Raw genomic sequence first — 1,041 nt, 5'->3', positions numbered from 1 at the left:
AAATTATCTATCGAGATAGAAGGACCAAGCATTACGCTTTCTCCTGTGCGTGTTTGCTTGCCACGAACTTCATCGCTTTAATCAAGGTCTCAACATTTTCGCGCATCTCAACTTCCACTTTGTTCGCCTCGTATTCCCCATGCGTCATGTGAGAAAAACGGTAGAGCTTGACTCCTGTCGCTTCTTCGATGGTGTCAACAAAGCGATTTGGCATATTCAGCTCGTAAAACAACACATCAATGCCAGATCGTTTGATCTTCTCGATCGTCTCTTGCAGTTGGCTCGCGCTCGGCTCCACGCCATGAGCTGGCTCAATCACTGCAGCAACATCCACACCAAACTCTTGCAGAATGTAGCCGTATGCGTTGTGCGTTGTCGCAACCTTCATTCCTGCCGTGTCCAATTCGCCCAACGACAACATGGCATCACGTTTCATCATGCGAAAAGTTTTAGCGTATTGACGCGCGTTTTTACGGTAGAAATCGGCATTGTCAGGGTCGAGTTTGCTCAACTCGCTCGCGATGGTATAAACCTTTTGAATCGTTGTTGAGAGCCCAACGAACGTATGTGGATTCACCGCGCCTTGCCCGACTGATTGTCCCATTGCTGGCAATAGCGGAACTTCTTTGTTGGCTTCAATGACAACGAGATCATCGCGTTGCGATGCGTTGATCACCTTCAATGCAAAATCATCATGGCCAATACCATTCACCACAATGACATCCATTTCATTAAGACGTTTTAGATCATTCGGTTGCGGTAAGTAGTTATGAGGATTAAAGCCAGCATCCACCAGCGGCAAGATTTCCGCTTTGTCACCAACAACAGCGTGCACATAGCTGAAATAAGGCTGAAGCGTGATACCAATTTTCATTTTGTCACTCGCGAAACTGGACGTGCTAGCGACCAATAAAGCGCAAGATGCAAACATGGAACGTAAAAGCGAACGTGTGATCATAATATGTATTCTTTGAATTGAGTTAAGTGTGCGAAGGATGAGCAGAAGATGGAGAAGAGAGAATTAGCTGTTGCCACCCCTGT

The 1,041-nt window shown here is 46.4% G+C and carries 1 protein-coding gene; it reads right to left on the bottom strand.

What is annotated here, in order from left to right; all coding sequences use genetic code 11:
• Positions 1-31 precede the first annotated feature (31 nt).
• Entirely contained in the window at positions 32-958 is a 927-nt protein-coding gene (locus tag R8O10_RS24015) for a metal ABC transporter substrate-binding protein (protein WP_276397726.1), read from the bottom strand.
• Between the last annotated feature and the right edge of the window lie 83 nt (positions 959-1,041).

Source organism: Vibrio sp. 1727 (genome assembly GCF_033344415.1).
GTDB classification, from domain to species: domain Bacteria; phylum Pseudomonadota; class Gammaproteobacteria; order Enterobacterales; family Vibrionaceae; genus Vibrio; species Vibrio alginolyticus.
Note: the sequence above shows the minus strand (reverse complement) of the source record. Positions and strands in the feature narration are given on the sequence as shown.